The sequence below is a fragment of the Curtobacterium sp. MCLR17_032 genome, from assembly GCF_003234795.2.
Classification (GTDB): Bacteria; Actinomycetota; Actinomycetes; order Actinomycetales; family Microbacteriaceae; genus Curtobacterium.
Genome location: NZ_CP126268.1, coordinates 149,644 through 175,549, shown reverse-complemented (window position 1 = coordinate 175,549; position 25,906 = coordinate 149,644). Strand labels below are relative to the sequence as shown.

At 72.5% G+C, this 25,906-nt stretch carries 25 protein-coding genes; 1 reads left to right on the top strand and 24 read right to left on the bottom strand.

Features of this window, described 5'->3' with window-relative positions; genetic code table 11:
* Positions 1–68: 68 nt before the first annotated feature.
* The 23 genes from DEI97_RS00825 to tilS all read right to left on the bottom strand — a co-directional run bounded on the left by DEI97_RS00825 (position 69) and on the right by tilS (position 23,679).
* A complete protein-coding gene (locus tag DEI97_RS00825; protein WP_111075235.1) occupies positions 69–725 on the bottom strand; it encodes a GntR family transcriptional regulator in 657 nt (218 codons plus the stop codon).
* Between the two features lie 90 nt (positions 726–815).
* Positions 816–2,405, bottom strand: coding sequence for an ABC transporter substrate-binding protein (locus DEI97_RS00820; protein ID WP_111075237.1), 1,590 nt, complete (start codon positions 2,403–2,405; stop codon positions 816–818).
* A 66-nt stretch (positions 2,406–2,471) separates the two neighbouring features.
* Entirely contained in the window at positions 2,472–3,398 is a 927-nt protein-coding gene (locus DEI97_RS00815; protein WP_111075238.1) for an ABC transporter permease, read from the bottom strand.
* A 4-nt stretch (positions 3,399–3,402) separates the two neighbouring features.
* On the bottom strand, positions 3,403–4,257 hold the full coding sequence (locus tag DEI97_RS00810; RefSeq protein ID WP_111075240.1) for an ABC transporter permease: 855 nt from the start codon (positions 4,255–4,257) through the stop codon (positions 3,403–3,405).
* Complete coding sequence (locus DEI97_RS00805; RefSeq protein ID WP_111075242.1) at positions 4,254–6,107, bottom strand: oligopeptide/dipeptide ABC transporter ATP-binding protein; 1,854 nt, start codon at positions 6,105–6,107, stop codon at positions 4,254–4,256. Before DEI97_RS00805 ends, DEI97_RS00810 begins: the two co-directional genes overlap by 4 nt.
* The gene (locus DEI97_RS00800; RefSeq protein ID WP_111075244.1) at positions 6,104–7,042 is read right to left on the bottom strand and encodes a polysaccharide deacetylase family protein; all 939 of its coding nucleotides are present in this window, start codon (positions 7,040–7,042) and stop codon (positions 6,104–6,106) included. Before DEI97_RS00800 ends, DEI97_RS00805 begins: the two co-directional genes overlap by 4 nt.
* Positions 7,039–8,619: an amidohydrolase family protein gene (locus tag DEI97_RS00795; protein WP_111075245.1), complete on the bottom strand. Its 1,581-nt coding sequence runs from the start codon at positions 8,617–8,619 to the stop codon at positions 7,039–7,041. Before DEI97_RS00795 ends, DEI97_RS00800 begins: the two co-directional genes overlap by 4 nt.
* Complete coding sequence (locus tag DEI97_RS00790) at positions 8,616–9,329, bottom strand: aspartate/glutamate racemase family protein (RefSeq protein ID WP_258376727.1); 714 nt, start codon at positions 9,327–9,329, stop codon at positions 8,616–8,618. Before DEI97_RS00790 ends, DEI97_RS00795 begins: the two co-directional genes overlap by 4 nt.
* Before the next feature lie 5 nt (positions 9,330–9,334).
* Entirely contained in the window at positions 9,335–10,273 is a 939-nt protein-coding gene (locus DEI97_RS00785; protein ID WP_111075247.1) for a carbohydrate kinase family protein, read from the bottom strand.
* The gene (locus DEI97_RS00780) at positions 10,266–11,444 is read right to left on the bottom strand and encodes an SIS domain-containing protein (protein ID WP_111075249.1); all 1,179 of its coding nucleotides are present in this window, start codon (positions 11,442–11,444) and stop codon (positions 10,266–10,268) included. Before DEI97_RS00780 ends, DEI97_RS00785 begins: the two co-directional genes overlap by 8 nt.
* A complete protein-coding gene (locus tag DEI97_RS00775; RefSeq protein WP_181439283.1) occupies positions 11,441–12,226 on the bottom strand; it encodes a BtpA/SgcQ family protein in 786 nt (261 codons plus the stop codon). Before DEI97_RS00775 ends, DEI97_RS00780 begins: the two co-directional genes overlap by 4 nt.
* 177 nt (positions 12,227–12,403) lie before the next feature.
* Entirely contained in the window at positions 12,404–12,607 is a 204-nt protein-coding gene (locus DEI97_RS00770) for a hypothetical protein (RefSeq protein ID WP_111075251.1), read from the bottom strand.
* Between the two features lie 79 nt (positions 12,608–12,686).
* Positions 12,687–14,219 (bottom strand): lysine--tRNA ligase, encoded by a 1,533-nt coding sequence (gene lysS / locus DEI97_RS00765; RefSeq protein WP_111075289.1) that lies wholly within the window; start codon positions 14,217–14,219, stop codon positions 12,687–12,689.
* A 219-nt stretch (positions 14,220–14,438) separates the two neighbouring features.
* Positions 14,439–15,131, bottom strand: a complete 693-nt coding sequence (locus tag DEI97_RS00760; RefSeq protein ID WP_111075252.1) for a Rossmann-like and DUF2520 domain-containing protein — start codon at positions 15,129–15,131, stop codon at positions 14,439–14,441.
* Positions 15,128–16,912, bottom strand: a complete 1,785-nt coding sequence (locus DEI97_RS00755; protein ID WP_111075253.1) for a PH domain-containing protein — start codon at positions 16,910–16,912, stop codon at positions 15,128–15,130. Before DEI97_RS00755 ends, DEI97_RS00760 begins: the two co-directional genes overlap by 4 nt.
* A 7-nt stretch (positions 16,913–16,919) precedes the next feature.
* A complete protein-coding gene (locus tag DEI97_RS00750) occupies positions 16,920–17,501 on the bottom strand; it encodes a PH domain-containing protein (RefSeq protein ID WP_111075255.1) in 582 nt (193 codons plus the stop codon).
* Between the two features lie 67 nt (positions 17,502–17,568).
* Positions 17,569–18,048, bottom strand: coding sequence for a DUF3180 domain-containing protein (locus tag DEI97_RS00745; protein ID WP_181439284.1), 480 nt, complete (start codon positions 18,046–18,048; stop codon positions 17,569–17,571).
* Positions 18,045–18,575, bottom strand: coding sequence for a 2-amino-4-hydroxy-6-hydroxymethyldihydropteridine diphosphokinase (gene folK, locus DEI97_RS00740; protein WP_111075259.1), 531 nt, complete (start codon positions 18,573–18,575; stop codon positions 18,045–18,047). The genes DEI97_RS00745 and folK overlap by 4 nt, the downstream gene beginning before the upstream one ends.
* Complete coding sequence (gene folB / locus DEI97_RS00735) at positions 18,572–18,991, bottom strand: dihydroneopterin aldolase (RefSeq protein WP_111075261.1); 420 nt, start codon at positions 18,989–18,991, stop codon at positions 18,572–18,574. Before folB ends, folK begins: the two co-directional genes overlap by 4 nt.
* Complete coding sequence (gene folP / locus DEI97_RS00730) at positions 18,988–19,950, bottom strand: dihydropteroate synthase (protein WP_111075263.1); 963 nt, start codon at positions 19,948–19,950, stop codon at positions 18,988–18,990. Before folP ends, folB begins: the two co-directional genes overlap by 4 nt.
* Before the next feature lie 6 nt (positions 19,951–19,956).
* Positions 19,957–21,945 carry an ATP-dependent zinc metalloprotease FtsH gene (ftsH, locus tag DEI97_RS00725; RefSeq protein ID WP_110904451.1) on the bottom strand — a complete coding sequence of 663 codons (1,989 nt, stop codon included), beginning with the start codon at positions 21,943–21,945 and terminating at the stop codon, positions 19,957–19,959.
* Between the two features lie 180 nt (positions 21,946–22,125).
* The gene (gene hpt, locus DEI97_RS00720; protein ID WP_111075264.1) at positions 22,126–22,677 is read right to left on the bottom strand and encodes a hypoxanthine phosphoribosyltransferase; all 552 of its coding nucleotides are present in this window, start codon (positions 22,675–22,677) and stop codon (positions 22,126–22,128) included.
* Between the two features lie 9 nt (positions 22,678–22,686).
* Positions 22,687–23,679 (bottom strand): tRNA lysidine(34) synthetase TilS, encoded by a 993-nt coding sequence (gene tilS / locus DEI97_RS00715; RefSeq protein WP_502866670.1) that lies wholly within the window; start codon positions 23,677–23,679, stop codon positions 22,687–22,689.
* 130 nt (positions 23,680–23,809) lie between these two features.
* Here tilS and DEI97_RS00710 point away from each other — a divergent pair, with 130 nt between their 5' ends.
* Positions 23,810–24,301, top strand: a complete 492-nt coding sequence (locus DEI97_RS00710; RefSeq protein WP_111075268.1) for an inorganic diphosphatase — start codon at positions 23,810–23,812, stop codon at positions 24,299–24,301.
* 96 nt (positions 24,302–24,397) lie between these two features.
* On the opposite strand, the gene DEI97_RS00705 is transcribed toward DEI97_RS00710, so the two are convergent.
* On the bottom strand, positions 24,398–25,894 hold the full coding sequence (locus DEI97_RS00705; RefSeq protein ID WP_284158296.1) for a C40 family peptidase: 1,497 nt from the start codon (positions 25,892–25,894) through the stop codon (positions 24,398–24,400).
* Positions 25,895–25,906: the final 12 nt, after the last annotated feature.

Below are 25,906 nucleotides of genomic sequence, written 5' to 3'. Positions count from 1 at the left end.
CACACCGTCGGGCGTCGGCGGGGTGAACACGGGCTGTCGGCTCGGTGTCGCCCCCACCCGGGACCTCGTCAGGCCGGCGGGTGCAGCACCGCGAACGACGGGGTGCGGTCGCGCTCGATGTGCGAGTAGGCCAGCGCCTCGGCCATCCGCTCGTCGCCCCGGGCGATCGCGGCGGCGAGCTCGACGTGGTCGTGGAAGGCGTCGTGCACGTCGAGGGCACTGGTCAGGTAGAAGAGCCACTGCACGCGGCCGGAGACCGAGCGCATCGAGGCCTGCAGCAGGCTGTTGCCGGTCATCGCCACGATCGCCTCGTGGAACCGGGTGCTCGCCTCGGCGATGCGGTACGGGTCCCCGTCCTCGACGACGCTCTGCGACCAGGCGAGCGATGCCTCCAGTTCGTCCGTCGAGACCCCACGACCGACCGCACGGGCGGCGTGCCCGGCGGCCCCGACCTCGAGCACCTCACGCAGGTCGAACAGCTCGTGGATGAGCCGGGAGGTCCAGGTCGACACCACGGCCCCACGTCGCGGTGTGCTGGTGACGAACCCCTCGACCTCGAGCATCGGCACGGCCTCGCGCAGGGGGACACGGGACACCGCGAGCTCCTCGGCGATCCGCGTCTCGGCGAGCTTGTGCCCCTGGGGGTACTCGCCGCGGATGATCGCTTCGCGGAGGCGCGCGTGGATCTGCCGCGGGAGCGACAGTGCGGGCTCGGTGGTGGTCATCGGGTCAACCTTCGCAGACTCGGGCGGCGGTCCACCGGGGTTCGCGGGGACCGGACGGGGCACCGGGGCTGCTCCCCGGTGCCCCGCGTGTCACTTCTGGAGTCCGAGCTTGCTGAAGTCGAGCTCGTTGGCGCCGATGTTGTGCGCTGCCGCGATGCCGGTCAGCCACTTCTGCGAGACGACCCAGTCCTTGTTGTAGGACAGGTTGTAGTAGCAGCCGGTCGCGGCGTACTGCTGCGCGGCCTTGCCGTAGAGCGACTCGTCGCCGGTCTGCAGCGCCTGGTCCAGGGTCTTGTCGACCGCGGGCACGTCGCACCCGAAGTAGTTGATGCCGCCGGACTTGTCCCAGAACACGTGACCCCACATGTACGGGGAGCCGCCGTCCGGGCCGTTGTTGCCGTCGAAGAACGCGTCCGGTCCGCTCGTCGGGTCGTTGATCCACCCGAAGACCTGCGAGGTCGGGTACGACTTCGCGGTGGCCTTGATGCCGAGACCCTGCAGTGCCGCCGCCTGGATGTTCGCCATCTGCTGCGCGTTCGTGTTGCCGCTGGCGTAGCCGATCGTCATCGTGGTGCCGGCGGGCAGCCCCTTGGCGTAGGCCTTCATCGCCCCGGGCTCGTAGGTGGTCTGCTGCTTGTCCGAGCCGTCGGAGAGCATGCCCTTGGCGTACAGGGTGGTCGCCGGCTCGGAGCGGCTGCCGAGGACCTGCTGCACCATCTTCTTCTGGTCGATGCTCTGCAGGAAGGCGATCCGGGCCTCCTTCGCGGCGAAGAACGACTTCGTCGGGTTCACCGTGACCAGCGCGGACTGCAGCGTCGGCAGCATCGCGCTCGAGAACTGCTTGCTGTCCTGGTACTTCGACAGGCTCGACGACGGCAGCGCCGCGACGATCGTCGACACGTCGCCGCGGTCGAACGCGAGCTGCAGCGCGGACACGTCCGAGTAGATCGGCAGCTTGATGGTGGTGAACGGCGACTTGCTGCCCCAGTAGCCGTCGTACCGCTTCATCCTCCACGAGCTGCCGGGGTCGGCGGCGCTGATCTCGTAGGGGCCGGTGCCGGCGTCGTGGGTCTGCAGCCAGGTCTGGGCGTCGTCGGAGCCGGCGTGTGCACGGAGCGCGGTCGGCGACTCCATCTTCGGGCCGAACGGTGACGCCAGGTAGTCCAGGAAGGCCGAGTTCGGGCTCTTCAGGGTGACGACCGCGGTCTGCGCGTCCGGGGTCGCGACGCTCTTGACGCCCTCGACCATGTAGGCCGCGCCGCCCTTGACGGCGATCCGGCGGTCGAACGCCGTCTGCACGGCCGCCGAGGTGAACGGGGTGCCGTCGTGGAAGGTGACGCCCTTCCGCAGGTGGAACGTGTACTCGGTGTTGTCGTCGCTGACCTGCCACGAGGTCGCGAGCCGCGGTGCGATCTGCACCTTGTCCGTGTCGTTCGCGTACTGCACGAGTCCCTCGTACGCGTTGAGCACGATGGCCAGGCCGTTGTTCGCGTAGTAGATGTCGGGGTCCGGCGGCTGACCGATGTCGCCGAGCAGGCCGACGGTCAGGGTGCCGTCGGTCGGGGCGGCGTTCGGGGCCGCGGCACCGGCACCGGAGCAGGCGGTGAGGACGAGCAACGGCACGGCGGCCGCGGCGACCAGGGCGGCGCGGGTGCGGCGCCGGAGGGTGGTGAGCTGCACGGGGGATCTCCTTCAGGGCGGTGGGGCACAGGTGGAGCAGGTGAGGGTGCGGGGTGGGGGGGGAAGTCAGGCGAGGCGCGGGTCGGCGGCGGTCTGCAGGAGGTCCGCGACGGTGTTCACGACGACGTAGACCGCGCCGAGCACGAGGGTCACCGCGGCGATCGCCGGGTAGTCCGATGTCGGGATGCTGTTCGCCAGGTAGCTGCCCATGCCGGGCCAGCTGAAGACCTGCTCGACGACGACGTCGCCGGCGAACATGAACCCGAGCTGCAGGCCGGACATCGCCAGGGCCGGGCCGACGGCGTTCCGGACGACGTGGCGCGCCAGGATCGTCTCCTCGCCCAGCCCCTTCGACCGGGCGGTCCGGACGTGGTCGGCGACCAGGGTGGTCTCGAGCCCGGAGCGCAGGATCCGCCCGATCGCCAGGGCCGGTGCGGTCGCCAGCACGGTGGCGGGCAGGACCAGGTGCGACAGCTCCGACCCGACTCCGCCGTCGCCCTGCCCCGAGGCCGGCAGCCACCCGAGCTGCGCGTAGAACAGGATGATCCCGCCGAGGGCGAGCAGGAACGGCGGCGCGGTCGCCCCGACGAGCAGCACACCGCGGTACACGCCGGAGAACGGCCAGCGCAGGGCCCCCGACGCGGCGAACAGCCCGGCGAGCACGAGGGCGATCGCGAACGCCGCCAGCACGAGCTGCACGGTGGCGGGCACCGCGGACGCCAGGTCGGTGGCGACCGGGCGGTGCGTCCGGAACGAGGTGCCGAAGTCCCCGTGCAGGGCGCCTCCGACGAACCGCAGGAACTGCACGGGCAGCGGGTCGTCGAGCCCGAGCCGCTGCCGTTCGGCGTCGACCGCGGACCGGGAGGCGTTGGCACCGAGCGCTGCACGGGCCGGGTCCCCGGGTGAGACCTGCTGGAGCAGGAACACCACGACGCTGAGGACGAGCAGCACGACGGCGAGCGAGCCGATGCGGCGGAGGGCGTACGTGACCACGGCGCTACCTCCGAGCGATCAGGGTGCGGACGCCGTCGCCGGCGAGGTTGGACACGAGGCTCAGGAGGAGCACGGCGGCACCCGGCACGACCGGGACCCACCAGGCGCTGAGCAGCAGTTGCGTGTTGGCGGCCGTGTCCGCGCCGAGCTCCGCCGCGGGTGCGGGCTGCCCGAGGCCCAGGAACGACAGCCCGGCGAGCAGCAGCACGACGTTGCCGATGTCCAGGCTCGCCGTCACGATCGCGGTCGGGACCGCGCCGGGCAACACGTGCCGGAGGACGAGTCGGGCACGACCGACACCGGCGAGCCGGGCGGCCTCGACGTGCGGGCGGGTGACGGTGGCGCGGACCTCGGACCGGATGATCCGGGCGTAGTACGGCCACCAGACGACCGAGATGCCGACGAGGGTGTTCGTCAGGCCCGGGCCGAGGGCCGCGACGATCGCGATCGCCACGAGGGTCGACGGCAGTGCGAGGAACAGGTCGGTGACCCGCATGAGCACGCTGTCCACCCAGCCGCCGGCGACACCCGCGGTGGCGCCGACGACCCCGCCGACGACGAGTCCGACGGCCACCACGGCGAGCGCCGACAGCCACGACGTCTGCAGGCCGAACAACGTGCGGGAGAGCACGTCCCGCCCGATCGAGTCGGTGCCGAACAGGTGCCCCGGGGTGCCGATCGGCAGCTGGGCCATCGCGACGGGCTGGATCGGGTCGTCGGGTGCGATCAGCCGGGCGACGAGCGCCAGGACGGTGAGCGCGACCAGGAGCCCGACGAGCGCCTGGGCCGTGCGCCGACCGGCGTGCACGCCCGCGGTCGGCCGGAGCGTCCAGCGCGGGGCGACGACGGCGGCGCTCATGCGGGCACCGCGATCTCGGGCACGGACGCGACGAGCGTCCGGGTGTACTGCTCCTGCGGGTCGTGGATCACCGCGTCGGCGGGTCCGGTCTCGATGACCCGGCCGCGTTCGACGACGGCGATGTGGTCGCCCATCAGCCGGGCGACGGCCAGGTCGTGGGTGACGAACAGGACGGTCATGGCGAGCTCCCGACGCATGTCACGGATGGTGTTGAGGGTCACGGCGGCCAGCGAGGCGTCGAGGGCGCTCGTCGGTTCGTCGCAGAGCAGGACCGCGGGCCGGACGATGGTCGCGCGGGCGAGGGCCACCCGCTGCCGCTGGCCGCCGGACAGGTCGGCGGGGCGCAGGCGGGCGACGGTGGCGGGCAGGCCGATCGCGTCGAGCGCCTCGGCGACGCGTCGGTCGGTCTCGGTGCGGCCGAGGCGGGCGGGGACGAGTCGTTCGCGGAGGGTCTCGCCGACCGTCATCCACGGGGTGAGCGAGGACCCGGCGTCCTGGAAGACCATCTGCGCGCCGCCCTCGGCGACGGTGATGCGCCCGGAGCGGGCCGGGACGAGTCCGGCGACGGCGCGGAGGACGGTGGACTTGCCCGATCCGCTCTCGCCGACGATGGCGAGGGACCGGCCGGCCGGCACCCGGAAGCTGACGCCGCGGACGGCCTCCACGGTGCGGGCGCGGCGTCCGCGGCCGGTCGTGTAGGTGCAGACGAGGTCCTCGACGACGACCGCGTCCGCGGGCGTGGGTGCGGCGGTCGCGCCGGGTGCGGTGGTCGCGACGGTGGTGGGCCGGTCTGCCTGCGTGGGCCGGTCCTCCACTGTCGGCCGGGAGGCCCGCCCCGCGTCGTCCGCGCCGGTCACCCCGGGTGCGCTGGCCGCGTCCGGCAGGGCCCCGGTCGCACGGACCGTGTCGGCGTCCCGCCAGCACGCGGCGGCGTGGTCGGGCGCCGGGACGGAGGCGTCGAGGCCGGGCATCTCGGTGGCGCACCGGCCGACGGCGAGCGGGCACCGGGCGCGGTACGGGCAGCCGACCAGGCGCTCGGCCGGGTCGAGGGTGTCGGCCGGCAGTGCGGGGAGCCGGGCGTCCCGGTCGAGTGCGAGGGACAGCCGCGAGCGGAGGAGACCCGCCGTGTACGGGTGGGCCGGGGTGCCGAGGACCGCGGCCGTGGGTCCGACCTCGGCGAGACGGCCGGCGTACATGACGGCGATCCGGTCGGCGATGCGCGAGGCGACGCCGAGGTCGTGGGTGATGAGCAGGACGCTGCAGCCGTGGTCGTCGCGGAGTTCCTGCAGCAGGTCGAGCAGCTGCGCCTGCACCGTGACGTCGAGGGCGGTCGTGGGCTCGTCGGCGACGATCAGGGCCGGGCGACCGGCCATCGCGATCGCGGCCATCACGCGCTGCCGGAGTCCGCCGGAGAGTTCGTGCGGGTAGACGCTGAACCGCAGGTCGGGGTCGGGGACCCCCATGCTGTCGAGGAGTGCGACCGCACCGGCACGGTCGGGGCCGGCCTCGGTGATCTGCCGACCGATCCGCATCGTCGGGTTGAGCGAGGTCATCGGGTCCTGGAAGACGGCGCCGAGCGAGGACCGTCGTGCTGCCCGGCGTTCGGCGTCGGTGCCGTGCACCATGTCGGTGCCCTGCACGGTGACCTCGCCGGTGACCTCGGGTCGGGCGGCGTCCGGCAGCAGGCCGAGCAGGCTCATCGCGAGCATGCTCTTGCCGGAGCCGGATTCCCCCACCAGCCCGACGATCTCGCCCGGGGCGATGTCCAGGTCGATGCCGCGGAGCACCTCGGACCGTGCCCCGTCCCGCTCGAGCGAGACGTGCAGGTCGCGGATCGTCGCGGTCGTCATGCGGTCGGCTCCCTGGTCTGGGCGGCGGATCCGGCTGCTGTCTCGGCTGCGGCGAGGTGGGCGGCGATCGCCCGGGGCTGGGTGAACCAGACCCGGTCGGCGTGTGCCGTCATGTGCCGGAGCGCCCGGTCGAGGGCCCGCAGCCGGAACGGGGCGCCGGAGATGAAGGAGTGCACGACGACGCTCATCACGAGCGGTTGGTCGGCGGAGCGGTCGAGCAGCTCGTCGAACTCGTCGACCACCATGTCGGCGAACTCGGTGGCCGACGCACCTCGACCGACGACGGTCGTGCTGTCGTTCACCTCGAGCGCGTACGGCAGCACGAGCAGGTCGCCGTTGCGGGTCGGGACGGTGACGGGCCGGTCGTCGAGCCGGAGGTCGAGCAGGTACCGGTACCCGGTGCCGGCCAGGCTGTCGAGCGTGGACGTGGTGTGGCTGAGCCAGGGGCTCGACCACCCGCCCGGGGCGGCGCCCTCCTCGGCGGTGATGCGGGCGGCGACCCCGGCGAGGTACGCGGCCTCGCCGGCTGCGGACATGCCGACCAGGGAGTCCGAGTTCGACGTGCCGTGGCCGATGAACTCGGCGCCGACCTCCCGCGCGGCCCGGATCAGTTCGGGTGCGGTGTCGTAGACGGCGGTGTTGAGGAGCACGGTGGGCGGGATGCCCGCGCGGTCCAGTCGTTCGAGCAGCCGGAACGCCCCGACGCGGTTGCCGTAGTCGCGCCACGAGGTGTTGACGAGGTCGGGGGCGGCGACGTCGGGCACGATGTCCTCGGTCCGGCCGACGCCGAACCGGTACTCCTCGAGCCCGACGGCGACGTAGACGGCCAGGCGCTTGCCGTCCGGCCAGGCCGGTCCGCCGGGAGCGGTGATCGGCCGGTAGGGCCAGAGGTCGTGCCCCGGAGCGGTGGTCCGGAGCGTGTCGTCGGCGGTCATGCGGTCATCCCGTTCGTGGTGGTCCGGTGTGCGGGTGCGATGCCGCGGTCGGGCAGGCCGAGGTCGGTCGCGGCGGCGCGGCGGACGACGGCGGCGTAGGCGGGGAGGAGCCGGTCGGCGTCGGCCCAGGTGCGCTCGAGGGCGGGGCGGCGGGCGGCGTGGAGTTCGCGGGCCTCTGCGAGCAGGGCGTCCTCGTCGACCGAGGTGACCCGGCCTCCCTCGGCGACGACCGTCCCGGCGACGACCGTCATCCGGACGCTGGTGCCGGACTCGCAGTACACGAGCTGGCCCCGCAGGTCGTTGAACGGGGTGAAGGCGGGCGCGTGCAGGTCGAGGAGCGCGAGGTCGGCCTCCGCCCCGACCGCGATCCGGCCGACCGTGCCGAGCGCGGTCCGGCCGCCACGGCGCATGGCCGCGGCCCCGCCGTCCCACAGTGCCTCGAGCACCTCGGCCGGTCGTGGCCAGCGGTCCGGGTCGTCGCCGGTGACGGTGTGGATGAGACCGGCCTGCTTGACGACGCCCCACGTGTTCACGGTGTCGTCGCAGATGGCCTCGTCGACGCCGAGCGCCACCCGGATGCGGCGGTCCCGCATCGCACGGAACGGCATCACACCGCTGCCGAGCCGCAGGTTCGACACCGGGTTGTGCGCGACGACCGCGTCCGCCGCGGCGATCAGGTCGAGGTCGTCGTCGTCGACCCAGACCGCGTGGATGACGTTCACCCGGTCGCTGAGCAGCCCCAGGTCCGCCGTGTAGCGGACCAGGCTCCGGCCGGCGAACCGCGGCTGACCGCTCGACGGGTGCGAGAGGGCACGCTGCGTGCGTGTCTCGAGCATGTGGGCGAAGAGCGGCACGTCGTGGGTGCGGCTGAGGTCGTCGAGCGCGCCGAAGTACTCCGGCGAGACCCGCTGCGGGGCGGAGATCGACACGGCGGCGGTGAGTCGGCCGTCGGCCGCCCCGTGCCAGGTCCGGAACAGGTGGTCGTAGGCGTCGAGCAGTTCCGCGGCCGATGCGGGGGCGGGGGCGTGCAGCGCGCGGGTCGTCGCCTCGTCGATACCGAGGTCGTCGAGGAACGGCAGCTTCTCGACGTCGGGCAGCTCCGGCTGGTCGAGCGCCACGGAGGCCCGGATCCCGCTGTCCGCGTACGCCTGCATGACGGCGTCGATGACCTCGGGGTCGGGCGTCGGCATGAGGAACGCGTCGTCCTGCACGCTGGTCGTCCCGGTGCGGAGCATCTCGAGCGCGCCGAGCATCGTCCGGAGGTACGCCTCCCGCGGGGTCGGCGTCAGGGCAGGGTCCGACGGGGACTCGTAGAGCATGAAGGTCTCGAGCGGCCGGCTCGGGAACGCACCCTTGAGGTGGTTCGCCGGCGAGTGGAAGTGCGCGTTGACGAGCCCGGGCAGCACGATGTGGTGCCCGCGGCCGTCCACCACCCGGACGTCGGCGGGCGCCGCGGCCCGCGCGGTCGGCCCCATGGCGGCGATCGTCGTGCCGGTGACCAGCAGGTCGGTCGGACCGGTCATGCCGGAGGGTTCCTCGGGCGCCCACAGCAGGACGTCGGTGAACAGGACGCTCATCCCCAGACCTCCCGGGTGGTGGCGGAGCCGACGGGCTCCGCGAAGGTGCCGGCGCGGGACGTCGTGATGCCCTGCGCCAGGAGTCCCTCGACGGCGACGGTCGCCGCGGCGACGCCGTCGATCACCGGCACCCCGAGTGAGGCGCGGAGCGCACCGACGAGATCGGTGAGGCCGGCGCACCCGAGCACCACGGCCTCCGCACCGTCCGCGACCAGGGCGCTGCGGGCCTCCTCGGCGAACGCGGCGTAGGCCGGGCCGGCGCCGGACTCGATGTCGGCGACCGAGACGTCGACGGCCCGCACGGTGCAGCGGTGGCCGAGCCCGAGGGCGCGGACGACGCGGTCGGTCATCGCGATCGTCCGCGGCGGCATCGTGATCACGGTGAAGCGGTGGGCGACGAGCGCGGCGGCCTGCAGTGCGGCCTCCGTCATGCCGACGACGGGTCCGGCGGCGCGTTCGCGGGCGGCGTCGATGCCGGTGTCGCCGAAGCAGGCGATGACGTAGCCGTCGACGCCGTCAGCCTCGCCGCGCTCGACCTGGGCGAGGACGCCGGCGGCACCGAAGACCTCGTCGACGGCGGTCTCGACGGATGCCGGGGCGGTGGTCGAGCAGCTGGCGGTGACGGTGGTGCCGGGGCGGGCGACGGCGCGGGCCGCGGCCGCGACGGCGTCCGTCATCGGCTGACTCGTGTTCGGGTTGACGATGCGCACCTCCGTCACCGGACCGCTCCCGTCGTCGCTGCCGTGGTCGTCGCTGCTGTGGTCGTCGCTGCTGTGGTCGTCGCTGCGCCCGCTCGCGCCGGTTCGGTGTCGGCGAGCAGCCCCGCCACCCCGTGTGCGCCGATCGCGACGCGCGCCGCGGCCGCACCGGCCCGCGCGGCCTCGACCGGCTCGGCCCCACGGACGGTCGCGGCGGCGAAGGCCCCGCAGAACGCATCCCCGGCTCCGGTGGAGTCGACGGGCTCGACGGCGTCGGTCGGGACGCGGGTCACGCCTCCCGCGGTCGCGACGAGGCAACCGCGTTCGGCGGTCTTCACGACGACGACGTCGGGGCCGGCCTCGAGGAACCGCCGAGCCGCGGCCTCCAGGTCGGTCGTCCCGGCGAGCCGGACGGCCTCCACCTCGCTCGGCAGGAACACGTCACAGGTGGCGAGCAGGGCGAGCAGTTCGTCCTCGTGACCGAGCACGTAGTCCTCCTGCAGGTCGAGCAGGACGGTGGCGTCGGTCCGCTCACGGAGCCACGGCCCCAGCGCCAGCTGCGCGCCGAGGGACATCGCGGACACCAGGAACGCGCTCGCAGTCAGGGCGTCGGGTCCGACGTCCGCCGGGTACACCGACATGGCGTCGAACGCCGCCTCGCCGTCGAGCAGGTCCCACGTGCGGCTGCCGTCGGGTGCGTAGGTCACGCGGTTCCGGACGGTGCGTCCGGTGCGCGGGCGGCTCGGCTCGACGCGGATGCCGCGGTCGACGACGGCCTGGAGGAGCGTGGCCGGTAGGTCCGTCCCCACCGGTGCGAGCATGCGGACGTCCGTCAACTCGCGACGGGCGGCCAGGGCGGCGAAGAGCGCGTCGCCACCGAGTGCGGTCGTCGTCGCCCCACCGACCACGAGGTCGTCGATGGTCAGGTTCCCGATGCAGAGCAGCGAGTCAGCCATGCCGAGCCTCGGCGGTGGTGAACTGCGCCATCGCGAGCAGGTACCCGGTCAGCTGCGCGGGCAGGACGGTGAGCAGCGGGCTGAGTGCCTCGGCGAGCGCCGGGACGACGACGACCTCGTCCGCGATCGCGTCGAACGCCTCGACGCCCTCGGTCGTGACGACGTACACCGAGCCGCCGAACCGCTTCGCCTCGCTGGCGGTGTGCACGGCCCGCGGCACGGACGGGCCGGCCGGCGCGATGACCCAGATCGGTTCGCCGCGCTTCAGCGAGTTGTAGTGGTGGAACTCCTCGACCTGGATCGCCTCGGCGTGGTCGGGCGTGCACTCCTTGACCTTCGCGGCGCCGATGATCGCGCTGCCCCAGCTCGGGCCGGCGCCGGAGAACAGGAAGGTGCCCGCGCTCTGCTCCCGCTCGGCGATCGCGCGGAGGCGGGGCTCGGTGGTCGCGATGACGTGTTCCATCAGCTCCGGCACCGCCGCCAGCTCACGGCGGAGCCCCTCGGCCGCCGGCACCCCGGCGAGCACGCCGACCCGCGTGGCGAGGTCGAGCAGCAGCGCGAGGGCGGTCGTCGAGGACTGGGTCGGCCAGCCCACGCGGGTGGCCCGGAGCCGCAGGGTGCGTGCGGACTCGACGTCCAGGGTCGAGCCCGTCGTGTTCGTGATCGCGACGACCAGGGCACCGGCGTGCTGGGCCATCAGCGCGGCCTCGACGGTGCGGGTGGTCTCCCCCGAGCTCGACAGGGCGACGACGACGCTGCGCTCGGTGACGAGCGGGGCGCCGTAGTAGGCGAGCTCCAGGCTCTGCACCGGCTCGACCGGCACCCGGAGCATCTGCTCGAGCACCTGCCGGGCCGCGATGGCGACGGCGAGCGAGTCCCCGGCGCCGGTCACGAAGACGCGGTCGACCTCGGACCGGGCGATGAGGGCGGCGAGTTCGTCCAGGTCCTCGTCGTTCGCGGCGAGGGTCTCGCGGATCCGGTCCGGCTGGGCGACCAGTTCCGGGAGGGTCGCCTCGTCCCGCGCACGACGCTTCGGGTCGAGGGGGTGGTCGGTGGGCAGGCCGACGATGGAGGCATGCTCGGCGGCGGAGACGCGTTCGACGACCTGCTGCTGCCGGGCGTCGAGCGGGCTGTCGACACCGATGAACGGGCTCGGCGGGGTGGCGGTCATGCGCGGTGTCCTGTCGTGTCGAGGGCCCGGCCGAAGCGGGCGGCGGTCTCCGGGTCGATGCGGGCGTCCGGGGCACTCGAGCGCTTGATGGCGCTGCCGAGCACCACGCCGTCGGACCGGCGGACGGCGTCGTCGATGGTGTCGAGCGTCACCCGACCACCGACGACGAACGGCACGTCGGCGACGGCGCGCAGCCGTTCGATGTCGTCCAGGGCATCGGCGACCCCGCTGTCCCGGGTGACGACGAGCACGTCCGCGAGGCCGAAGTCGTGCGCCTCCTTCGCGGCCCAGGCGGGGCTGCCGGTCAGGGCGAGGCTCGTGGCCTCGTGCACGTCCGCCCAGACCTCGACGTCCGCTCCGAGTCGGCGGCGCATCGTCGCGACGTCGTGGGCGCACCCCTCGATCCATCCGGTCGGGCCGACCGAGACGCCGGTGAGGACCTTGACCCGCACGAACGTCGCTCCGATGGCGTGGGCGATCGCGACCGCACTCGGGCCGTCGTTGTGGCCGACCACCACGCCGACCGGGACGTCCACGGCCCGGGTGACGGCCGCGCCGACGACGGCGAGTGCGGCGACGGTGGGGGCGTCGACGCGGACCGCCTGGGGCATGTCGCTGGCGTCCTGCACCATCACGTGCGTGAAGCCCGCGGCGACGAGCGCGGCGGCGTCCTCAGCGGCCCGTTCGGCGATCGCGGAGACGGGGACGCCGGCGTAGTTCACGGCGCCGGGCAGGGGCGGGAGGTGGAGGACTCCGACGAGGCGGAACGGGGCGAGAGGCACGAGCGAAACGGTATACAGTTCCGCGTTTCGGTCGCATGAACGCGTGTTTCAGCCAGATGAAGCGCGTCGCAGCAGTCTGGTCCGACAGAGAGAAGCCCTGGTCAGGAGTAATGCGCCCCGTTCCGGTCCGTGAGCAGTCTCGGCCGGATCAGGCAGGGCAGAACACCCTGTATACGGTCAGTCGGCAGTGGGCGGCGCGGTCGTCGTCACGCCACGCTCGCGCTCGAACCGGGCACGCTCTTCGGCCTCGATCTTCGTGTACGCGGCACGCTCGGTCCGGTCGGCACGGATGATCGCGCGCATGATGAACCAGAAGATGACGCCCAGCAGGATCGTCGGGGTCAGGGCGAAGACGACTCCGGAGACGATTCCATGCGGCATGGTCCCATCGTACGTCGCCCCGCTGGGCCCTCCGTGACGAGGGCCCTCCTTCATGAGGGTCCCTGCTTGACCAGGGTCCCTACTTGACCAGGGGGAAGAGGATCGTCTCGCGGATGCCCAGGCCGGTGATCGCCATGAGCAGGCGGTCGACACCCATGCCCATGCCACCCGACGGCGGCATCGCGTGCTCGAGGGCCCGCAGGAACTCCTCGTCGACGCGCATCGCCTCGGGGTCGCCACCGGCAGCCAGCGTGGCCTGCTCGACGAAGCGCTCCCGCTGCACGACCGGGTCGACGAGCTCCGAGTACGCCGTGGCGAGCTCGAAGCCGCGGACGTAGAGGTCCCACTTCTCGACGACGCCCGGGCGGGTGCGGTGCTGCCGGGTCAGGGGTGAGGTGTCGACCGGGAAGTTCATCACGAACGTCGGGGCGTACAGCTCGTCCCCGTTGAAGTGCTCCCACAGCTCTTCGACGTACTTGCCGTGCGTGGCGTGTGCGACCTCGACGCCCTCGGCGTCGGCGAGCGCCTGCAGCTCGGACAGCGGCGTCTCGGGCGTGATCTCGTGACCGGACGCCTCCGACAGGGACTCGTACATGTCGAGTCGGGCCCACTCGCCGCCGAGGTCGTAGTCGCTGCCGTCGGGCAGGGTGACGACCAGGGAGCCGCCGGTGACCGCACGGGCGGCGTTCTGCACCAGCTCCTGGGTCAGGGTGGCCATCTGCTCGTAGTTGCCGTACGCCTGGTACGCCTCGACCATCGCGAACTCGGGCGAGTGCGACGAGTCGGCACCCTCGTTGCGGAAGTTCCGGTTGATCTCGAAGACCCGGTCGATGCCACCGACGACCGCACGCTTGAGGAACAGCTCCGGCGCGATGCGCAGGAACAGCTCGGTGTCGAACGCGTTCGAGTGCGTGACGAAGGGCCGGGCGGAGGCACCACCGTGCTGGGTCTGCAGCATCGGGGTCTCGACCTCGAGGTACTCGTGCGACGTGAAGGTGTTGCGGAGCGAGGACATCACGGCAGCGCGGGCCCGGACGGTCTTGCGGGCGTCCTCGCGCACGATGAGGTCGAGGTAGCGCTGGCGGACCCGGGTCTCCTCGTTGAGCTCGTTGTGCAGGTTCGGCAGCGGCAGGATCGCCTTCGCCGCGATCGCCCAGTCGTCGACCATGATGCTCAGCTCGCCGCGGCGGGAGGAGATCACCCGGCCGTGCACGAACACGTGGTCGCCGAGGTCGACGAACTCCTTCCAGCGGGCCAGCGACTCGTCGCCGACCTCGGCCAGGGACACCATCGCCTGGATGCGTGAGCCGTCGCCGGACTGCAGCGAGGCGAAGCAGAGCTTGCCGGTGTTGCGCGAGAACACGATGCGGCCGGCGACGCCGACGACGTCCTGCGTCTCCTCGCCGGTCTCGAGGTGCTCGTACTGCGCGCGGACCGCGGGGATCGTCGTGGTGATCGGGAGTTCGGCCGGGTAGGCCTCGATCCCGGACTCCAGCAGGCGCGCGCGCTTGTCCAGCCGGACCTGACGCTGCTCGCTGGTCTCCTGCTCGGCCAGTGCGGCGGCGTCGGCGACCGCGGTCTCGGTGGTGGCGGGGGCGGTCTCGTCGGTCATGCGGGTGCGGCTCCGGAGGTCGTGGGGGATCGCGTCGATGCTACCGGTCCGGCCCCGCCCGCCGCCTCCGGCCCACGAGCGGTCGCAGAACGTCGGTTCAGCCCGTCCCGAGCGACAGATGGTGACCACTCGACGGACGTGAGCGGGGAGTTGCGACCGGTCGGCCTCGGGGCCGTCGGCGGTGACCGCGGAGCGGGCGCCGCAGCCCGACTCCCCGCGTCAGATCACGGACTGGCCGTCGGCCGCCGTCAGCGCGTTGTCGACCGCCGACCGGACCAGCGCCCCGAGCACCCGCCCCGGGTGCTCCACGCCGATGCCCGACAACGTGCCAGCCGACTGGTCGACGATCGCCGTCGAGAAGCTCACCGCCGCCCGGACCGCGTCGGCGTAGGCGGGCCGGTCCCGCTCGGCGACGACGAACGGCTCTGCCCCCATCTCGACCACCAGGGCCTGGGCGATCGGCAGCACCGGCCCGGGCGCGGTCACGGCGCAGTACGCGTCCCGCAGCCGGGACAGGTCGATGCTCGTGCCGGTGAAGGCCATCGCCGGGTGGATCGCGAGCGGGATCGCTCCGGCACGCATCGCCGGTGCCAGGACGTCGACCCCGTGGTCCGGGCTGGTGTGCACGACGAGCTGCCCCGGCTGCCAGATCCCCGCGTCCGACAGCCCCTGCACGAGCGACGGCAGCTGGTCGTCCGGCACAGCCAGGAGCACGAGTTCGCTCCGCTCGACGAGCTCCGGCGTGCCGAGGACCGGCGCACCGGGGAGCATCGCCTCGGCGCGGTCGCGTCCGGCGTCGGAGACGGCGGTGATCCCGACGACGGCGTGTTCGGCGTTCGCGAGCGCGGCACCCAGCACGGGTCCGACGCGTCCGGCACCGATGATCCCGATGCCGAGCCGGCCGGCCCTCATCGCACGGCCTCCGGTGCCGGCACACCGGTCCAGACGGGAGGCCCGTCCTGCGTCAACCACGCCGGTGCGGCGGGCGCGACACCGGTCCACTGCCCGGGCCACGGCCCGGATGCCGACGTGGGCGCCTGCGCGTGGCGACCCGGCGTACCGGCGGTGGGTCGGGCCTCCTGGCCGTCACGCCAGCGGTGCGACGTGTCGGTCGCGGCAGCCTCGACGGCCCGCTCGGTGGTGCCGGACCAGAGGCGCTGCGCGTCCCCGGCGTCGAGTGCCCCGACGCGGGCGGAGACCGGACCGCTGACGGTGTGGACGTGGACCGAGGCCAGGCGGAGGGCGCGCTCCAGCGGACCCTGCGTCACCTTGACGCTCTGCACGCGCGGCAGCGGCACGACCACGAGCGAGCGCCAGACGGCTCCGAGCCGGAGCAGCACGGCGCCCGGCACGAAGCGGTAGCCGTTGCGGGACGCCGACAGCGGGCGCAGCCAGCGGCCGCGACGGGGTGAGTGGACGAAGCCGCCACGGTCGCCGCTCGTGGTGAGGCTGTCGTCGACGACCCCGACCGCTTCGGCGGAGCCCTCGCGCATCCGTTCCATCGACGCCGCCGGGCCGACGACGGCCGATCCGACCAGCTCGGGCAGGATGATCTCGAGGACCTGCCGGACCTCGGCCGCGGTGCCGACCGGCAGCACGATCGACGAGACCTGCTGGTTCGTGGAGGCCCCGTTGCCGGCGTTCGTCGCCCGGTTGATGCGGATGTCCCACCAGCCGAACGGACGCCAGAGCAGCGGCTGCGCGACGCTCACGGCGTGGATGCGGCCGGGCGGCAGGGTCTCGTTCGACGTCGAGAACAGGCCGAAGCCGATCCGGATGCCGTCCCGGGTGTCGGCGATCGTGTACCGCAGCGACTTCGAGAACTTGCGGACGTAGTAGCCGCCGGCGCCGATGACGGCCGGGAACAGCGAGACGAGCAGGAAGTACTGCCCGGTCAGGCTGATGCTGACGATGATCGCGACGACGAGCAGCAGGATCACCACGGTCGTGCCGGAGAGCAGCATCGACCCGATCAGCCGGCCGGGGTGGACGCGGACGACCCGGGTGGCGTGCACCGCGTCCGGGTCGAGCTCGGGCGCCAGGAACTCGTCCACGCGGTCCTGCAGGAGGCCACCGCTCGCACCGGCGTACCGGGGTCGGTCGGTGTCCTTCGCGCCCGAGGCGAGCACCAGGATGCGCTGCCGCAGGTCGTCCGCGGCCTTGGCCCCGAGGTAGGCGAGTTGCACGTTGGCGTCGTTGCCGGCCTGCGCGACCTCGAGCTTGGCGGTGCCGAACAGCCGCGGGATCAGCGGCCGCGAGATGTTGATGCCCTGGATCCGGTCCAGCCGGGCCTTGCGGTGCGTGCGGAAGACGACGCCCGAGCGGACCTCGACGATCTCGCCCGTGACCCGGAACTCGTGCATCCGCCAGGACAGGTAGAACAAGCCGATCAGCACCAGGAGCAGCACCACGATGCCGAGCAGGACCCAACCGACGACGCCGTGCTCGTACACGTAGCGGACCGGGTCGCCCTCTTCCTGCGGCCCGCCCTCGCCCGGGATGAAGACCTCGACGATCTGGTCACGGAGGTTGTTGAGCACGTAGCCCAGGATCACGACGAGGAAGATGCCGCCCTTGAGCAGCGGCGTCAGCGGGTGCAGCCGGTGCCACTCGCCGTCGGTCAGGGGCGCGGCCGCGGCGGCGTCACCCTTCCGCGGCGGCGCGGGCATCGAGGCGTCCGGTCGGAACGACACGTTCGGCCTACAGTCCGGCGCGACGGGACTCGGCGAGCTCGACGAGTCGGTCACGCAGCTCGTCGGCCTGGGCGGCGGGGATCCCGGGGATACGGATGTTCGAGGACGCGGCCGCGGTGACGAACTTCAGTTCGCTCATGCCCAGGACCCGGTCGAGCGGCCCCCGGTTGACGTCGACGAGCTGCAGGCGGCCGTAGGGCACCGCGGTGAAGCGCTGCCACATGAGTCCGCGGCGGAGCACCAGGTCGTCGTCGCGCAGGGCGTACCCGATCGACCGGATGCGGCGTGGGGTGAGGGCTGCGGTGACGATCGCGATGACGGCCACCACCGCGGCGATCACGAACCAGACGAGCCCGGCCGTGCCACCCGTCCCGCCGCTGGCGACACCGATGAGCACCAGGCCCGCGGTGACGACGCCACCGATGACGATCGCCGCGATGAGGTCGGTCCAGACGAGCTTCGCCGAGACCCGCGTCCACGTGATGCCGCGCAGGCCGAGGCCCGGTTCGTCGAGTCGGCGGCCACCGCCGGGCCGGCTGTCGGCGGGCCCGTCGTCGATCCGGCCGGGTTCGTCCAGTTGGGTCGGCATCGGGTCTCCTGGTCTGCGCTGGTCGGTCGGCCTGCGCTGCTCGGTCATCGTCGACCGACCAGGCCGGTCACACCGTGGTGGTGCCCCGACCGTCGTGGTCGTCGTCGTCCGGCGGCGGCGCGATGCACATCCGCTCGGCGACGAGGGCGCACACGGTGAGCACGATCCCGCCGCCGAACGCCACGGCGTTCGGCAGGGTCGAGCCTAGCGAAGGCAGGACGGACCGGGACAGGAGGTACACGAGCAACCCGAGCGCGAACGCCCCGAACAGCGCCCCGCAGATGCTCGACGCCTTCGCCAGGAACACGACCCGCGTCGCGTACATCGGGTCCACCCGGCGACCGTCGTTCCGACCACGGGTCTGGCGGCGGATCGGCGAGGCCATGAACAGCAGCGCGATGCCGATGAAGACCAGCGTCAGCCCGAGCGGCACCGACATCAGGAGCGTCGGGGACTGGCGTGCGGTCAGGGCGGTGTCGAGGGCGAACCCGGCGACGGCCGCGACGACCGCGACGCCGATCAGGGTGGAGGCCCGGGTCGGCTTCACGGGGTGGGCTCCGGCTCGGCGGTCTCGAACAGTCGCGGTTCGTCGACCCGCTCGGTGTCGTCGCCCAACGCCTGGAGCAGGGTGGCGACGGACCCGTGGCCCGGCAGCACCGCCTCCGGGTCGGCGTCCGCCCAGGGCGCGAGCACGAAGGCCCGCTCGTGGGCCCGCGGGTGCGGGACGGTCAGCGTGGCCGTCTCGATGCGGCGGTCGTCGACGGCGATCACGTCGAGGTCGAGCGTCCGGTCGCCCCAGCGGACCTCCCGGGTGCGGCCGTGCTCGTCCTCGATGCCGTGCAGGGCGTCGAGCAACTCCTGCGGCTCGAGGTCGGTCTCGACGACCACGACACCGTTCCGGTAGCGCGGCTTCGTCGTGTCGAGGCCGTCCAGGGTGAGCGCGACGGACTCGACCTCGCGGCTCGACGCCACCGGTCGGACCCCGGGCAGTGCGGCGACGGCGGCCGCGGCGGCGCGGAGGGTGCTCCCCCGGTCACCGAGGTTCGCACCGAGGGCGATGACGGCGCGCGTCACTCTTCTTCCTCGAGCGGTTCGCTCTCGTCGTCCGTCGTCGGGTCGTCGGTCGGCACCGGGGACTCGCGTCGGATGGTGATCGACACGTCGGTGAACGGCACGGTGATCGGGGCCTGCGGCTTGTGCACCGTGACCTCGGTCGCCAGCGCGGCCCGGTGCGTCAGGACCGCCGCAGCGATCCGTTCGGCCAGGGTCTCGATCAGGTCGACCGGGTCGCGTTCGATCTCGGCGACGACCTGCTCGGCGAGCACGCCGTAGTGCACGGTCTCCGCCAGGTCGTCGGAGTCGGAGGCGGCGGTCGCGTCGACCTCGACGGCCACGTCGACGACGAAGTCCTGTCCGTCGGCGCGTTCGTGGTCGAAGACCCCGTGGTGTCCGCGTGCGCGGACTCCGACGAGGCGGATGGTGTCCCTCATGATCGAGCTGCCCTCCAGGCGTCCCAGACGTCGAGTACGGCGCGGGTCGGCGCCGGGTCGTGCACGCGGACGCCCCAGGCGCCGCGTTCGGCCGCGAGCAGGCTGATCGCCGCCGTGGCCAGGTCTCGTTCGACCGGGGGTGCCCCGGCCGTGCTGCCGACGCCGTCGAGGAACCGCTTCCGAGAGGCGGCGACCAGGACGGGCAGGCCGATCGAAGCGAAGCGTTCGTAGCCCGCCAGGATCTCCCAGTTCTGCTGTCCCCGCTTGGCGAACCCCAGGCCCGGGTCGATGACGACCTGTTCCTGGCGGACGCCGAGGACGATGAGTTCCGCGACCCGGAGTTCGACCTCGCGCCGGACCTCCTCCACCGCGTGGGTGTACTCCGCGTTGCGGTACATCCGGTCGCTGTGGCCGCGCCAGTGCATGACGACGAAGCCGACTCCGGTCTCGGCGACGACCCGCGACATGTCCGGGTCGACGAGCCCACCGGAGACGTCGTTGACGATCACGGCGCCCAGCTCGACCGCGCGTTCGGCGGTGCTGGCGTTCATCGTGTCGACGCTCACCGCGATGCCCTCGGACGCCAGCTGCTGCACGACCGGCAGGACCCGCTGCTGCTCGACGTCCACGGGGACCCGCTCGGCACCGGGCCGGGTGGACTCCCCGCCGACGTCGACCAGGTCGGCTCCGGCCGCGACCAGGTGCCGCGCGTGCTCGAGGGCGGCGTCGACGGCCAGGTGCAACCCGCCGTCACTGAACGAGTCGGGCGTGACGTTGAGGATCCCCATCACGCGGGTGCCCTCGGGGGTGGAGCGACCGCGGCGACGGCCGGTCACGATCTCCGGCACCGGTGCGGGTGCTCGGAGGTCGATCGCGACCGTCGCCGGCGCTGCTGCTGCTTCGCGGGCCCGGCTCACCTCGGCGAGCCGACGCGACCGTCTCGTCGGCAGGTCGGTCATGCCGGCCTACGCGGGGGCGATACCGGGGTTGCCGAACGGACGGTGACGACGCGGCTTGGAGGCGTCGATCCCGACGGGCTCCTCGGCCATCGCGGCGGCCTTCCCCGGCACCTCGATCGCCGGCAGGTCGCTCACCGGACGCTTGTCGCTCGAGAGCCACTGCGGGCGCTCGGGCAGCTTGCGGACGTCCTTGAAGATCTCCACGAGCTCCGGGGCGTCGAGCGTCTCCTTCTCGAGGAGCTCGCCAGCCAGGCGGTCGAGGATGTCCCGGTTGGCGTTGAGCACCTGGTAGGCCTCGTCGTGCGCGGCCTCGAGCAGGGCGCGGGTCTCGGCGTCGACGGTCTCGGCGATGTTCTCCGAGTAGTCGCGACCGGTGCCGCCGCTCATGTCACGGCCGACGAACGGCTCGCTGGACCCGGAGCCGAGCTTGACGGAACCGACGGCCTGGCTCATGCCGTACTCGGTCACCATCTTGCGGGCGGTGCCGGTGGCCTTCTCGATGTCGTTCGACGCACCCGTGGTCGGGTCGTGGAAGACGATCTCCTCGGCGACACGGCCACCCATGGCGTAGGTCAACTGGTCGAGCAGTTCGTTGCGCGTGACGGAGTACTTGTCCTCGAGCGGCAGGACCATCGTGTAGCCGAGGGCCCGACCACGCGGCAAGATCGTGATCTTCGTCACCGGGTCGGTGTGGCGCATCGCCGCGGCCGCCAGGGCGTGTCCACCCTCGTGGTAGGCGGTGATCAGACGCTCCTGGTCGGACATGATGCGGGTCCGTCGCTGCGGGCCGGCCATCACGCGGTCGACGGCCTCGTCCAGGGCACGGTTGTCGATGAGCTGCGCGTTCGACCGGGCGGTCAGCAGCGCGGCCTCGTTGAGGACGTTCGCCAGGTCGGCGCCGGTGAAGCCCGGCGTCTTGCGGGCCAGGAGCTCGAGGTCGACGCTCGCGGCGAGCGGCTTGCCCTTCGCGTGCACCTCGAGGATCTGCTTGCGACCCTGCAGGCCGGGCGCGTCGACGCCGATCTGCCGGTCGAAGCGGCCCGGTCGGAGCAGTGCGGGGTCGAGCACGTCGGGACGGTTCGTCGCGGCGATGAGGATGACGTTCGTCTTGCCGTCGAAGCCGTCCATCTCGACGAGGAGCTGGTTCAGCGTCTGCTCGCGCTCGTCGTTGCCACCGCCGATGCCGGCACCACGGTGGCGGCCCACGGCGTCGATCTCGTCGATGAAGACGATGGCGGGCGAGTTCTGCTTCGCCTGGTCGAAGAGGTCGCGGACACGGCTGGCGCCGACACCGACGAACATCTCGACGAAGTCCGAACCGGAGATCGAGTAGAACGGCACACCGGCCTCACCGGCGACGGCACGGGCGAGCAGGGTCTTGCCGGTTCCGGGAGGGCCGTACAGCAGCACGCCCTTCGGGATCCGGGCGCCGACGGCCTGGAACTTCGCGGGCTCCTTGAGGAACTCCTTGATCTCGTGCAGTTCCTCGATGGCCTCGTCCGCGCCGGCGACGTCAGCGAAGGAGACCTGCGGGTTCTCCTTGTTGTTCATCTTGGCCTTGGACTTGCCGAACTGCATGACCTTCGAGCCGCCACCCTGGGCGCTCGAGAGCAGGAACCAGAACAGGGCGCCGATGAGCAGGAACGGCAGCAGCGTCAGCAGGAGCGACACGAGGACGTTCGACTGCTGGACGTGGTCGTTGTAGCCCTTGGGCAGGTCGGCCTGCGAGACCGCCTCGACGACCTCGGTGCCACGGGGGGTCGAGTAGTAGAACTGCTCGGTGCCGCCGTCGTTGCGGAGGGTCAGGTCGACGCGCTGCTCGGTGGAGTTGACGACGGCCGAGGAGACCTTGCCGTCCGAGAGCTGCTCGAGACCCTTCTGGGTGGAGATCTCCTGGGTACCGGACTGGGCGATGAACGTCCATCCGACGAAGATCCCCACGACTGCGAGCAGTATCCAGATGTACGGCCCGCGGAGGATGCGCTTGAAGTCCATGTGATCCGGGCCCGACGGCCCGACACCTTTCTGCTGCCTGAAGTGCGTGCCGCTCAGCATACGGCCGCGACTCTGTGGCGAGAATGGGTGTCCTCTGCGGGCGAACTCCACAGATCAGCAGTGACGCCTGGTGGACGACGCCCGTCGCCGCCGGTCAGGGCCGACACCGGCCCCGGTGGATCAGGAGTAGACGTGCGGCGCGAGGACGCCGATGCCGCGCAGGTTGCGGTAACGCTCGTCGTAGTCCAGACCGAACCCGACGACGAACGCGTCGGGGATCTCGAAGCCGGCGTACTTGACGTCGACCTCGACCTTGGCGGCCTCGGGCTTGCGCAGCAGGGCGACGATCTCGACGCTCGCGGCCCCGCGGGACTGCAGGTTCTGCTTGAGCCAGGACAGCGTCAGGCCGGAGTCGATGATGTCCTCGACGATGATGACGTCGCGGTCGTGCAGGTCGGTGTCGAGGTCCTTGAGGATCCGCACCACACCGGACGACTTCGTGCCGGAGCCGTAGGACGACACCGCCATCCAGTCCATCCGCGCCTGCATCTTCAGGTGGCGGGAGAAGTCGGCCATGACCATGACCGCGCCCTTCAGCACGCCGACCAGGAGCGGGTCCCGCCCGGCGTAGTCACGGTCCACCGCCGCGGCGAGTTCGGCGATCTTGTCGTCGATCTGCTCGGGGGTGAAGAGCACTTCGGAGAGGTCGGCCTGCACGTCGGAGAGTTCCACCGCTCCAGCCTAACCGCCCGCGTGCGGCTCCCCCGCGTGCGGCTCCCTGGCGGCGAAGGACACTCGTTCACCCGTCCGCGTGGCCCGGACACCGGGCAGGTCGATCGGCCCCTGCCCCCGCCAGTCGGTGACGAGCCGGCAGACCTCGAGCGTCTGCAGCCGGGACAGCGTCACGCCGAACTCGCTCTCGACCGCCAGTCGGACCAGTCGCTGCCGGAGCGCCGGCGGGTTCGCGGCCAGCTGCGGCACGGACAGCGAGATGCCGGCCTCGGAGTGTTCGGCGAGGTCCTCGGCCATCTCCTCGGCGAAGTGGTCGAGTGCCGCGGAGTCCTCGCGCAGCTGGTCGGCGGTCCGGGCCAGTGCCTCGGGGACGCCGGGTCCGAGCTCGCGCTCGAGGACCGGCATCAGCGCGTTCCGCACCCGGACCCGCGTGTACGCCGGGTCGTCGTTCTGCGGGTCGTCCCACGGCACGAGTCCGGAGGCGGCGCACGCCTGCCGCGTCGTCGCACGCCGGAGCGCGAGCATCGGCCGCCCCAGGGACGGACCCGGCCGGTCCGGTCGCACGAGCGATGCCATCCCCGTCAGGCTGTCCGGCCCGCTCCCCCGGAGCAGTCCGAGCAACACCGTCTCGGCCTGGTCGTCGAGCGTGTGTCCGAGGAGCACGAGGGGTGACCACTCGGCGGCCGCGACCGACGTGACGGAGGCGTAGCGGGCCTCCCGGGCGGCGGCCTCCGGCCCACCGGCGGTGCCGACGTCGACACGGTCCACGACGACGGGTGCCAGTCCCAGCTCGGCGGCCTGCCGGGAGGCCCGTGCCGCGACCGCCTCGGAGCCCGCCTGGAGCGCGTGGTCGACGATCACCGCGCCGGCACGCAGGCCCTGCTTCGGTGCCTCGAACGCGGTGGCCGCCGCGAGGGCCAGCGAGTCGGCCCCGCCGCTCAGCGCGACGAGGACGAGGTTGCCCGGGCCGACGACCTGTTCGTCGAGCGCGCGGGCGAGCATGGTGCGGACCGCCAGACGGACGGCGGCGACGGCGGGGTCCAGCCGGGGACGCTCGGTGTTCACCCGGTAACGTTAGCCGCGCCGTCCCGACGGCCGACAGACCCACCACCTGAGGAAACTAGGAGTGCACATGGCCGCGTACGACGTCGTCGTCGAGATCCCCAAGGGCAGCCGCAACAAGTACGAGGTCGACCACGAGACCGGTCGCGTGTACCTGGACCGCGTGCTCTTCACCTCGTTCGTCTACCCGACGGACTACGGCTTCTTCGAGAAGACCCTGGCCGACGACGGCGACCCCGTCGACGCGCTGCTGCTCCTCGAGTACCCGACCTTCCCCGGCGTGGGCGTCAAGGTCCGCCCGGTCGGCGTCTTCAAGATGAGCGACGAGGCCGGCATCGACGCCAAGGTCCTCGTCGTCCCGGCGAAGGACCCGCGCTGGGCCCACATCCAGGACATCTCGGACGTGGACGACCAGACGAAGGCCGAGATCGCGCACTTCTTCGAGCGCTACAAGGACCTCGAGCCGAACAAGTGGGTCAAGGCCGAGGGCTGGGGCGACGCCGCCGAGGCCGAGGCGATCGTCACGGCCGGCCAGGCCGCGTACGTGCCCGGCGGTCACTGACGTTCGTCTGCTGACGCGCGTCGGCTGACGCGCTCTCGCTGACGCAGAACGGCCCGGTCCCCTCGCGGAGGCCGGGCCGTTCTGCTGCGTCCGGGGCTACATCGAGCCGCTCGGGCGGGCGACGTAGGGCAGGAGCTGGCTCGGCGTCCACACCGCACGCTCGACGACGCCGACGCCCGGACGTGCGGCCTCGACCATCATCCCGTTGCCGGTGTAGATCGAGTCGTGGTACCCACCGGAAGCGGCACCGTTGCTCGAGTAGAACAGGATGTCGCCGGGCTGACGCTGCGACAGCGGCACCAGACGGCCGATGGAGCCGAAGTAGTTGTACTGCCAGACCACGTTGTGCCCGCCGGTCGTGATGCCCTGCGAGTTGTAGGCCATCATCACCAGGCCGGAGCAGTCCCAGACGTTCGGTCCGGCACCGCCCAGGACGTACGCCTTGCCGAGCTGTCCGCGCGCGTACGAGATCGCGCCGGCGGCCTTGGACGGGCTGCTGACGACCGGGGCCGGAGCGGGCGCGGGCGCCGGGGCGGGCTTCGGCGTCGAGGGCTTCGGGGCGGGGGCGGCCGGCTGGGGAGCGGGCTGCGGGGCTGCGGGCCTCGGCACGGACGGCTTCGGCGCTGCCGGGGTGCTGCCCGACGGCGCGGAGTTCGACGGCTTGGACGCGACGGGGTTCGACGCGGGCGGGTCGTCGTTCGTCGAGCCGCCGGAGTCGTCCCCGCCACCGGAACTGCCACCGCTGCCGGAGTCGGCGCTGCCACCCGTCGTGCCGCCGTCGTCGGCCGATGCCGGACGTGCCGCATCGCGCTTCGCCTGCGCCGCGAGCTGGATCTCGGCCTGCTTCGCCTGCTGCGCCGACCAGTACGCCTGCTCGGTGGCGACCGAGGTGCCCTTGAGGAACGCGAGCTGCTTGAGGACCTCGTCCTGCTTCGCCTGCCCGGACGCCAGCGCGGACTCCGCGTTCGCCGCGACGTCGTTGGCGCTGTCGAGCGCGTCCTTCGTCTTGGTGGTCGCGGCGGTCAGGGCCTTCGTCGCCTGGCGCTGCTGGGCGGCGAGGGCGTCGACGGTGCGCTGGTCCGACTGTGCCTTGTCGAGCACGGTCGCGGAGCGCTCGGAGAGGTGCGTCATCGTGCCGACCTGGTAGAGCAGGTCATTCGCGTCGCGGGAGTCGACGAGCATCGACGTGGACAGGTCGCCACCGCCGGAGCGCGAGAGCTCCACGACGAGGGCTGCGACCTGGCCGGCGGACTGCTTCGCCGCGGCCTTGGCACGCTTCGCCTGGCCGGTGAGGGCGTCGAGCGCGTCCTTCGCCTCCTGCTGCTGCGACGCCGCCAACGAGTACTGCTGGCCGGCTTCCTGCACGGTGGCCCCGGTCCGGTCCACGGCGGACTGGAGGCTCGACATGCGGGCCGTCAGGGCGTCGACGGTCCGCTGCTTGTCGGCCTGGTCGTCCTTCGCCGCCTGCACGTCCTTCCACGACGGGGCGGACGGTGCCGCCTGCGCCGGGACGGCCACCACGAGCGAGAGCCCGAGGCTGAGCATCGAGACGGTGGCGAGACCGCAGACGAGGGAACGTGCAGGCTTCTTCATGCGGGTCAGTGC

Bases quoted from the DNA above. Each gene is read 5' to 3' on its own strand.
- DEI97_RS00825 (WP_111075235.1), bottom strand. From the start codon at position 725: ATGACCACCACCGAGCCCGCACTGTCGCTCCCGCGGCAGATCCACGCG.
- DEI97_RS00810 (WP_111075240.1), bottom strand. From the start codon at position 4,257: ATGAGCGCCGCCGTCGTCGCCCCGCGCTGGACGCTCCGGCCGACCGCG.
- DEI97_RS00805 (WP_111075242.1), bottom strand. From the start codon at position 6,107: ATGACGACCGCGACGATCCGCGACCTGCACGTCTCGCTCGAGCGGGAC.
- DEI97_RS00800 (WP_111075244.1), bottom strand. From the start codon at position 7,042: ATGACCGCCGACGACACGCTCCGGACCACCGCTCCGGGGCACGACCTC.
- DEI97_RS00795 (WP_111075245.1), bottom strand. From the start codon at position 8,619: ATGAGCGTCCTGTTCACCGACGTCCTGCTGTGGGCGCCCGAGGAACCC.
- DEI97_RS00785 (WP_111075247.1), bottom strand. From the start codon at position 10,273: ATGGCTGACTCGCTGCTCTGCATCGGGAACCTGACCATCGACGACCTC.
- DEI97_RS00780 (WP_111075249.1), bottom strand. From the start codon at position 11,444: ATGACCGCCACCCCGCCGAGCCCGTTCATCGGTGTCGACAGCCCGCTC.
- DEI97_RS00770 (WP_111075251.1), bottom strand. From the start codon at position 12,607: ATGCCGCATGGAATCGTCTCCGGAGTCGTCTTCGCCCTGACCCCGACG.
- lysS (WP_111075289.1), bottom strand. From the start codon at position 14,219: ATGACCGACGAGACCGCCCCCGCCACCACCGAGACCGCGGTCGCCGAC.
- DEI97_RS00760 (WP_111075252.1), bottom strand. From the start codon at position 15,131: ATGAGGGCCGGCCGGCTCGGCATCGGGATCATCGGTGCCGGACGCGTC.
- DEI97_RS00750 (WP_111075255.1), bottom strand. From the start codon at position 17,501: ATGCCGACCCAACTGGACGAACCCGGCCGGATCGACGACGGGCCCGCC.
- folB (WP_111075261.1), bottom strand. From the start codon at position 18,991: ATGAGGGACACCATCCGCCTCGTCGGAGTCCGCGCACGCGGACACCAC.
- folP (WP_111075263.1), bottom strand. From the start codon at position 19,950: ATGACCGACCTGCCGACGAGACGGTCGCGTCGGCTCGCCGAGGTGAGC.
- ftsH (WP_110904451.1), bottom strand. From the start codon at position 21,945: ATGGACTTCAAGCGCATCCTCCGCGGGCCGTACATCTGGATACTGCTC.
- tilS (WP_502866670.1), bottom strand. From the start codon at position 23,679: ATGCTCGCCCGCGCGCTCGACGAACAGGTCGTCGGCCCGGGCAACCTC.
- DEI97_RS00710 (WP_111075268.1), top strand. From the start codon at position 23,810: ATGGCCGCGTACGACGTCGTCGTCGAGATCCCCAAGGGCAGCCGCAAC.
- DEI97_RS00705 (WP_284158296.1), bottom strand. From the start codon at position 25,894: ATGAAGAAGCCTGCACGTTCCCTCGTCTGCGGTCTCGCCACCGTCTCG.